The sequence below is a fragment of the Micromonospora noduli genome (assembly GCF_003264365.1).
Lineage (GTDB): Bacteria > Actinomycetota > Actinomycetes > Mycobacteriales > Micromonosporaceae > Micromonospora > Micromonospora noduli.
In genome coordinates, this window is record NZ_PYAK01000029.1 from 65,288 (window position 1) to 73,041 (window position 7,754).

Below are 7,754 nucleotides of genomic sequence, written 5' to 3' on the forward strand. Positions count from 1 at the left end.
CCCGCGACCGAAAGGTCGAGGTCAGCGCGTCCGGGCGTTGACTGAGTCAGTGACGGGGGTCGATGATGTGACTCGGTCGTCCTCCGTCCATTCCGGGCGGGTGGGCCACCCGGAGACGGAGCCCGTCCGATGCCACGCACCCGCCGCTTGACCGCGATGACCCTGGCCCTCGTGTTGCCGATGCTCGTGCTCGTTGGCGCCGCTCCGGCGGCCGCCGCCACCCCCACCCTCCAGATCAGCTCGGTGACCCTGGTGGCCAAGGGCGCCGGTGTGCGCCTGGACTACGTGGTGACCTGTGACGAGGGCGCCTCCGGCGAGGTGCGTGCCAGAATCACCCAGGCGGTCGGCAACCGCATCGCCTACGCGTCCGAACCGCAGTACCCTGCCTGGACCTGTACCGGTCAGGCACAGCCGTTGTCGGCGTTCTTCCCGGCCGATGTCGCCGGCGTTCCGTTCCGCACCGGCGAGGCGCTGCTGCTGGCGTCGATCTCCGCCTGTCCGGGGGCGAACTGCGAATTCGCCCAGGCCGAACAGGTGGTGCGGATCGTCCGCTGACACCGGGCGGGCCGCTGTTGCGCGGCACCCGGCGCGGCGACCGAGCCGGTAATGCCGCAGACCTCTGGAGACGGACCGGGCGGTCCCCCACCCGCACCATCCGTCTGGCCGGTTCAGGCCGGGACGAGGTCGCGGCATTGGCGCAGGGCGGCCCGGGCGAGGGGCGTGTCACGGCCGGCGATCCCGGCTTCCAGTTCGGCGACGGCCGCCGCGGCCCGCGCCGGTTCACCTTGCGCGGCTGCGGCCTCGGCCAGCACCAGCACCGCGTCGGCGGCCCACGCCAGGATGCCCTTTCCGCGTACCACAGACAGCGCCTCCGCCGCGTGTCGGACCGCCTCGTCCGGTCGCCCGGCCACCGTCAGTCGGGCCAGCGCCGAGAGTGCCTGCACCAGCGGCCAGATCGCGCCCACCCGCCGGGCGTCGGCGACCACCTCGCGCAGCGCCCGCTTGGCCGACTCCACCTCGTTGCGGCCTCTGTTGCCGCCGCCAAGCCCGGCGCATCCCTCGGTGCGGCTGACGGGGCTGTCGTATTCCCTGCCAGCTCGTTCGGCGGTGGCCGTGAGCGCCAGCACGGTCGCCAGTTCGGCCCGCGCGTCCAGCAGGGTCACCGGCATCCGCTCGCTGCTGGCGACCAGCCGGCGGAGCCGCTCGGCGAGCCCGTCCAGTCGGCCGGCGGCCCGGTCCAGCGACAGTTCGGTCGCCTCCACCAGGGACGTCAGCCGCTCGTACCCGGTCTCGTCGACCAGCGCCCGACCGGCCGCCAGCAACGCTTCGGCCTGCTCCGGGTGACCGGCGTGCAGCGCGCCCTGCGCCCAGTTCAGGCAGGCCCGCGCGTGTTCGCGGGGCCGGTCGGCCAGTTCGGCGGAAGCGCGCAGCTCGGAGATGATCGCCCACGCCGCCGGGTCGCCCAGCTCCAGCAGCAGGGAGGCTCGGGCGATGCGGACCGCGAGGTGCGCCGCCGGATCCCCGCTGGCCGCGGCGGCGGTCTCCGCCTCCGCGCAGCGGGCCAGGTGGTCGTCGACGTGCCGGCCGACGACGGTGTCGGGGGCCGCCAGCACCGCGAGCGCCGGGGCCTTGCGGCGCGGCGCACGCAGGTACGGCACGGCACGCTCGATCTCGGTGTACCCACGCAGCGCCTCGCCCTGCTGGCGCAGCATCCGCCCGAGCACCAGACCCAGCTCACCTCGGGCGCCCGGCGGCAATCGTCGGTCGGCGAGCAGCCGTTCCAGCACCGGGATCGCCTCGGCCTGGCTGAGTCCGTCGATGGCCGACCGGCCCAGCTTGGCGGCGAGCCGAACCCGTACCGGCCGGGGCAGCTCGGCGACGTCCATCGTCTGGAGCAGGAAGCTGGCGGCGGTCGCGTCGTCGCCGCGCTCGGTGGCCAGGTCGGCGGCCGCCTCGGCGTTGCGGACGAAGTCGGCCCCGCTGCCGGCCCGACGGTAGTGGTGCGCCAGTTGGGCCACCGGCCTCGGCAGCTCCTGCTCCAACACCCGCGCCACCCGCAGGTGCAGCCACTCCCGGCTCTCCCGGGGCACCAGGTCGTACACCACCTGGCGGGCCAGGTCGTGGCGGAACCGCAGGCCGTCCCCGGCGTCGTGCAGCAGGCCCGCCCGGTGTGCGGCGGTCAACGCCGCGCCGATCGCCACCCGGTCCAGGCTGAGCACCGGGGCGAGGATGCGCTGATCGGGTGTCATCCCCAGTACGGCCGCCGCGCCGAGCACCTCCCGGGTGGCCTCGTCGAGCGGGCGAAGCCGCCAGAGCAACACGTCACGCAGGACGAACGGGACGCTGTCGTCGGCCAACGGGTCGCCGCCCCGCTCGGCGAGCGTCCGCAGCACCTCCTCGACCACGAACGGGATGCCGGCGGTGCGGTCGAGCAGGGTGGCGGTCAGTTGCTGCGGCGGATCATCGAGGCGCAGGGTGCGGGCCGCCAGCCGGCGTACGTCGTCGGCGTCCAGCGGGCTGAGCGCAACGCGCGTGACGCTCCACGGGGGAGTCCGCGCCAGGGCGTCGTGGATCGGCGTACTGCTCCCCGGCGTCGCCGTACGCGCGGTCAGCACGACGGCCAGCCCCTCCACCGGGTGGGTGCTCAGGTAGGCGAGGAGTTCGCAGGTCGCCGGGTCCGCCCAGTGCAGATCCTCCAGCAGCAGCGTGGCCGGGCTCAGCGCGGCGAGCACCGCCGCGACGGCGCGGAGCAGGCGATGTCGCTCGGCCGCCGGGTCGGTCAACGGGGGCGGCGCGTCCGGCAGTACGTCAGCCAGTTCGGGCAGCAGTGGCGCGAGGGCGCCGGCCACCGGGTTGAGCGGACCGAGTCGGTCGGCGCCGCCCCGGATCGCGTCCAGCAGCACGCCGAGTGGGAAGGGCTCGGGCACGTCGTCGCACTCGCCGATGAGGTGCCGCCCGGGGAGTTCGGCGAGCAGTTCGGCGACGAGTCGGCTCTTGCCGATCCCGGGCTCACCCTCCAGCAGGATCAGGCAGGGCGGGGTTGCGACGAGCCGGCGTAACTGGGCCAGCTCCGCCGCCCGGCCGACGAACTCGACGGGGCCGCGCAGACGTTCGGGGCGGACGGGAGTTGGGCTCCCACCGCCCCGTGTCTTGTCCTCGCCGCCGTCGATCACCGTGAGCCGAGCAGATCACCTCTGCTCGGCGCGACGGTGGGCCGGCGGACCGGCGGTGACCTGGGTCACATACCGGCCTGCCGGCCCGTTGGCACGGTCAGGACTGGACGGTGACCGGCACGGTCTTCAGCGAGCCGTCACCGTTGCGGAACTCCAGCACCCCGAGGTAGCGCTGACCCGGCGCGAGACCGAACCAGCGCACTGTCAGGTTCGCCGTCGCGCCCGGCCGCACGCTGCGCTGCTTCGGGTCGATGGTGAACCGGCCGGTGGAGGTACCCGGCGCGCCCGGCAGGTAGCTGGTCACGGTGTACGCGTTCGCGCCGTCAGTGATGTTCTCGGTGAACTCCTGCTCGACGACCACGATGTAGTCCCCGGCACCCTCCGGCAGGGTCACCTTGGCGCCGTCCCGGCCGCTGGCCGTGGCGGTGACGAACTTCCCGTACTTGTCATAGACGTTGAGGCTGAACTCGGTGCACTCCATCACCCCCTCCTCGTCGTCCCAGTCGATGTGGGAGCAGGTGGGCCGCTCCGACGTCACCTGGACGAGCGGGCTGCGGGTCCCGGCCGGCACGTGCAGTGTGGTCCTGCTGATCGACGCCGGCAGCGGCACCGGCAGGTTGTTCGACGTGCTCCAGTCCCAGCTCGGCCCGTCGCCCTTGAGGGTGACCACGTTGCTGGTGCCCGAGGTGAGGCCGGAGAGCTGGGAGATCAGCTGACCCTGGTAGCCGACCTCGGCGGCGATCCGGACGCTGCCGAAGGTGCCCTTGCCGGTGATGGCGTCGGGGGCGACCAACCCGGAGTTGCGCACGACCAGCGGGCTGCGTACCGCGTGCTTGAACTGGTCGCGCCAGGTCAGCGAGCCGTCGGCCCAGGTGTCGAACGCGCCACCGGTGTTGGTGACCTCAACTGTGAAGCGGGCGCTCTTGCCCGGACGGATCTGCAGCTTCTTCGGGGTGACAGTGACCTGGTAGCCCGGCGGGGCCTGCACAGACGAGGAGTAGGTGCTGGTCTTGTCGCTGACGTTGGTGACCGTACGGGTCACGCTCTGCTTGCCCACCATCCGGCCCAGCGAAATGGACGGGTAGTTGAGCTGTGCCGTGTCGATCGCGCCGATGGTGTCGCAGCCGTCCAGGTCGCCGAGCCCGTAGTCGCCGCCACGGTCGGCGGAAACCCCGCACAGGTACTGGATCCAGTCCTGCTGGTTGGAGTCGTAGACCAGGCCCGGGTCGAAGGCGCTGCCCGGCTCGACCTGGCCGGCGCCGTAGTTCAGCGGAGTCGCGTCGTACGTGCCGATCTTGATCGGGTTGCCCTTGTCGGTCTTGTCCACCGCGCTGGTCATCAGCGCCGAGCGGACCGCCGCCGGCGACCAGCCGGGGTGCTTGGCCAGCAGCAGGGCGGCGATGCCGGCGATGTGCGGTGCCGCCATCGAGGTGCCCGACTCCAGTGCGAAGTCGTTGCCGCCGATGGACGGGGAGAACGCGGCGACGATGTCCTGACCGGGCGCGCTGATGTCCGGCTTGAGCAGCTCACCGGCATTCAGGTTCGACGGGCCCGCCGAGGAGAAGGCGGCGACCGCGGGCGCCTCGACCGTCTCCAGCTTGCTCGGCGAGATGGTCGCCGTGGCGTTGCCCTTGGCGACGTACGCGGTGACCGTGGCCAGGTCGACCTCGTTGATGTGCACTGTCGGCACGGCCTGCACGTCGGCGTTCAGGGAGTTCAGCTCGTCGTTGTACAGCACCATGCCGACGCCGCCGGCCCGTGCCACCTCGATGCTCTTGTCGGTACGCGGGATCTCGCCCCGCAGGCAGAGCACGATCGCGCCCTTGACCTTGGCCGGATCCAACGTGTCGTCGGCGCAGAGGCCGGCACCGTAGGCGCCGTCCGGGTTGATCGCGCTGTCCTTCGCGAAGACCAGTCGGGCCGGCCCGACACCGGTGTCGCCCATGCCCACACCGGCGATGGTGGTGCCGTCGCCGAGGGTGAGCTTCCGGGTGTTCTGCCGGTCGGTCGTGCTCGCGGCCACCGTGGTCAGCCAGGGCGTCGAGTTGTCGACGGTGTTGGCGAACGGGCCGGAGTTGCCGGCGGCGGCGGCGACGAACACCCCGGCGGCGGCCGCGTTGAAGAACGTCGCGTCGACCGCCCCGAACCGCTCGGTGTCGTCACCGATCGAGTAGTTGATCACGTCGACGCCGTCCGCGACCGCGTCGTCGATGGCGTGCACGATGTCGATGTCGGTGCCGGTCGCGCCGCCCGCCCCGTTGTCGTACAGAGCCTTGTAGATCGCCAACCGCGCGGCCGGCGCCATGCCGGAGATCATGCCCAGGTCCTGGGTGCCCGACGTGGCCCGCACGCCGTGGATGCCGGCCGCGGTGCTGGCGGTGTGGGTGCCGTGGCCGTTGCGGTCGCGCGGCGAGGAGTAGTCGTCCGGGAAGGCCTCGGCGATGCCGCTGTCGTTGTACCAGCGCGCCCCGATCACCTTGTTGTTGCAGGTGACCGGCGCTTCGACGCCGACGTCACAGGTGCCCTTCCACTTGGCGTCGATGACGGCCTGGTCGGGGCGCGGGCTGGGCAGCGGCGCGAAGCTCGCGCTCTCCGGCCAGTAGCCGCTGTCGATGACCCCGATGATCACGCCCTCGCCGGCGTGGGAGTCTCCACCGAACTCCTTGTTCCACACCCCGCCCTTGCCGGTCAGGCCCAGGTAGTCGGGGGTGTGTGAGGTGGCGGCGTGCACCTTCTGGCTCTCGTACACCGCTCGGACACCGTTGGTGGCGCGCAGCCGGGCGGCCTGCGGCCCGGTCAGGTCGGCGGCGAAGCCGTTGAAGGCCGTCTCCATGGTCACGCGGGTGCGCTCGGCTGGCACACCGACGTGGTCCAGCACCGACTTGCGCTGCTGGCGCAGGTGATCCCGGTACGCGTTGGCGTTCCCGGACGTGCGGTTCAGCTTGGCCCCTTCGGCCGGCTTGGTCGCCGCGATCCCGGGAACCCCGCCGGTGTAGGTGGCCAGCGGTTCCTCGGCGAGCTGGACGAGGTAGCGGGCGGTTGGCCCACTGCCGGCCGGCGCGGCGGTGGCGCTGGCGGGCAGGCTGGTCAGGCCGGCCGCGGTCAGCGCCACGGCGGCCAGCATGCTGACCCCGTACCTGGCCCGTCCGGTCCGATGTGTGTTCGGTTGTGGCACGTCGTTGCCTCCACGTTCGGTGCCGGCCGCCACGACTGATGACGGTGGCCGAAACCTAGGATCGGTACCGATCATCGAGAAGCACCCGTAACCTGGCTGTCATCTTGGAAACAAGCTCGTAACACAACGGGTACTTTGCGCGTCATTTGAGAGCGCCGACCTGGGGGATCCATGGCATTTGGTCGGTTGCCCGTGCCGTCTGTCGAGTCGGCCTTTGTGGTCTTCGACGCCCAGGACTCCGGATGCCTGTCCTATGGGGTCGAGGAGGCGGGCCGCCGCTGGCTCGTCAAGACGGCCACCACGGTCGAGGGCCGAGCATCCCTCCACCGGGCCGTCGCGGTGCACGCCGCCGTCCGCCACCCGGCCATCGTCCGTCCCGTCCGGACGATCCACGGCGCGGCGGGTCCGACGCTCGTCTACCCCTGGTACGACGGCAGCGTCCTGAACCACGCCACTGTGCATCGCGCGGACCGCAGCGGGCTGAACCGATTCCAACACCTGCCGGTCCCGCAGATCGAGGTGGCGCTCGACGCGATCCTCGACGCCCACCTCGCCGTCAGCGCTGTCGGCCTGGTCGCGGTCGACCTCTACGACGGCTGCTTCCTGTACGACTTCGCGGCCAGCCGGATACGGCTGATCGACCTCGACGAGTACCGGCCCGGTCCGTTCGTACTTGCGGCGGATCGGCTGCCAGGTTCACGTCGCTACATGGCGCCGGAGGAGTTCGCCCGCGGCTCGGTCATCGACGAACGGACCACCGTGCACGCCCTCGGCCGTACCCTGCACCACCTGCTCGATTCGCCGGAGGGCTGGCGCGATCCTCAGGATTGCCGGCCAAATTCACCAAAGGCCTGGCGGGGCACCAACGAGCAGCACGGGGTCGTGGAACGAGCAACGAGGCAGGCGCCGGCCGCCCGGTACCCCGACGTGCCAGCACTGGTCCGCGCCTGGCGGCTGGCGACACCCTGAAGCGGGCGGTGGTACGAACGGACGCATCTGTGTAGCCCGCGCCGTCAAGCGCCCGGGAGCAGCCCGCTTGCGTTGAACGGGTGAAGTGCCTCCCCGCGTCGTTGAGCAGGCGGTGGAGCGGCTGCGTCCCCGTCGAGCGGGCGAAGCGTAGCGCCAGCCCGGCCCCGGCCCCGGCCCCGGGGAGCAAATCCGGCCGCCCGGAACGCGTGGTTTGTGGTTGCCCGGTTTGAGGGGCTGGTTGGCGCCGGCTGGCTGCTCTTACGTTCGTCGGTGGTAGTGGTTGCGGCGGGGGAGTTGTTCGGGGTCGAGCCAGGCGGGTGGAATGAACTCCGGGTGTCCGTCGTCGCCGAGCCGGACGAGCCAGTCAGTCTGGTGGACGTGTCGGTGGTGGTGGCCGCAGAGGAGGACGGCGTTGCTGAGGCTGGTTGGGCCGCCGT

At 71.9% G+C, this 7,754-nt stretch carries 4 protein-coding genes and 1 pseudogene; 2 read left to right on the forward strand and 3 right to left on the reverse strand.

Annotation, left to right across the window (positions count from 1 at the left end):
• Positions 1-129: 129 nt before the first annotated feature.
• Positions 130-555, forward strand: a complete 426-nt coding sequence (locus tag GUI43_RS21225; protein ID WP_112581748.1) for a hypothetical protein — start codon at positions 130-132, stop codon at positions 553-555.
• 113 nt (positions 556-668) lie between these two features.
• Here the strand turns inward: GUI43_RS21225 and GUI43_RS21230 are convergent, their stop codons facing one another.
• Together GUI43_RS21230 and GUI43_RS21235 are read right to left on the reverse strand one after the other, a co-directional pair.
• Positions 669-3,173 (reverse strand): ATP-binding protein, encoded by a 2,505-nt coding sequence (locus GUI43_RS21230; protein WP_112699594.1) that lies wholly within the window; start codon positions 3,171-3,173, stop codon positions 669-671.
• Between the two features lie 97 nt (positions 3,174-3,270).
• On the reverse strand, positions 3,271-6,297 hold the full coding sequence (locus GUI43_RS21235) for a S8 family serine peptidase (protein WP_170158766.1): 3,027 nt from the start codon (positions 6,295-6,297) through the stop codon (positions 3,271-3,273).
• Positions 6,298-6,540: 243 nt separating this feature from the next.
• Here GUI43_RS21235 and GUI43_RS21240 point away from each other — a divergent pair, with 243 nt between their 5' ends.
• Positions 6,541-7,317: a protein kinase family protein gene (locus GUI43_RS21240; protein WP_249037807.1), complete on the forward strand. Its 777-nt coding sequence runs from the start codon at positions 6,541-6,543 to the stop codon at positions 7,315-7,317.
• A 258-nt stretch (positions 7,318-7,575) separates the two neighbouring features.
• Here GUI43_RS21240 and GUI43_RS34675 read toward each other — a convergent pair.
• Positions 7,576-7,754, reverse strand: a pseudogene (locus GUI43_RS34675) (HNH endonuclease signature motif containing protein); the annotation flags it as partial.

Coding starts and splice junctions, on each gene's coding strand:
- GUI43_RS21225 (WP_112581748.1), top strand. CDS start 130: ATGCCACGCACCCGCCGCTTGACCGCGATGACCCTGGCCCTCGTGTTG.
- GUI43_RS21235 (WP_170158766.1), bottom strand. CDS start 6,297: ATGCTGGCCGCCGTGGCGCTGACCGCGGCCGGCCTGACCAGCCTGCCC.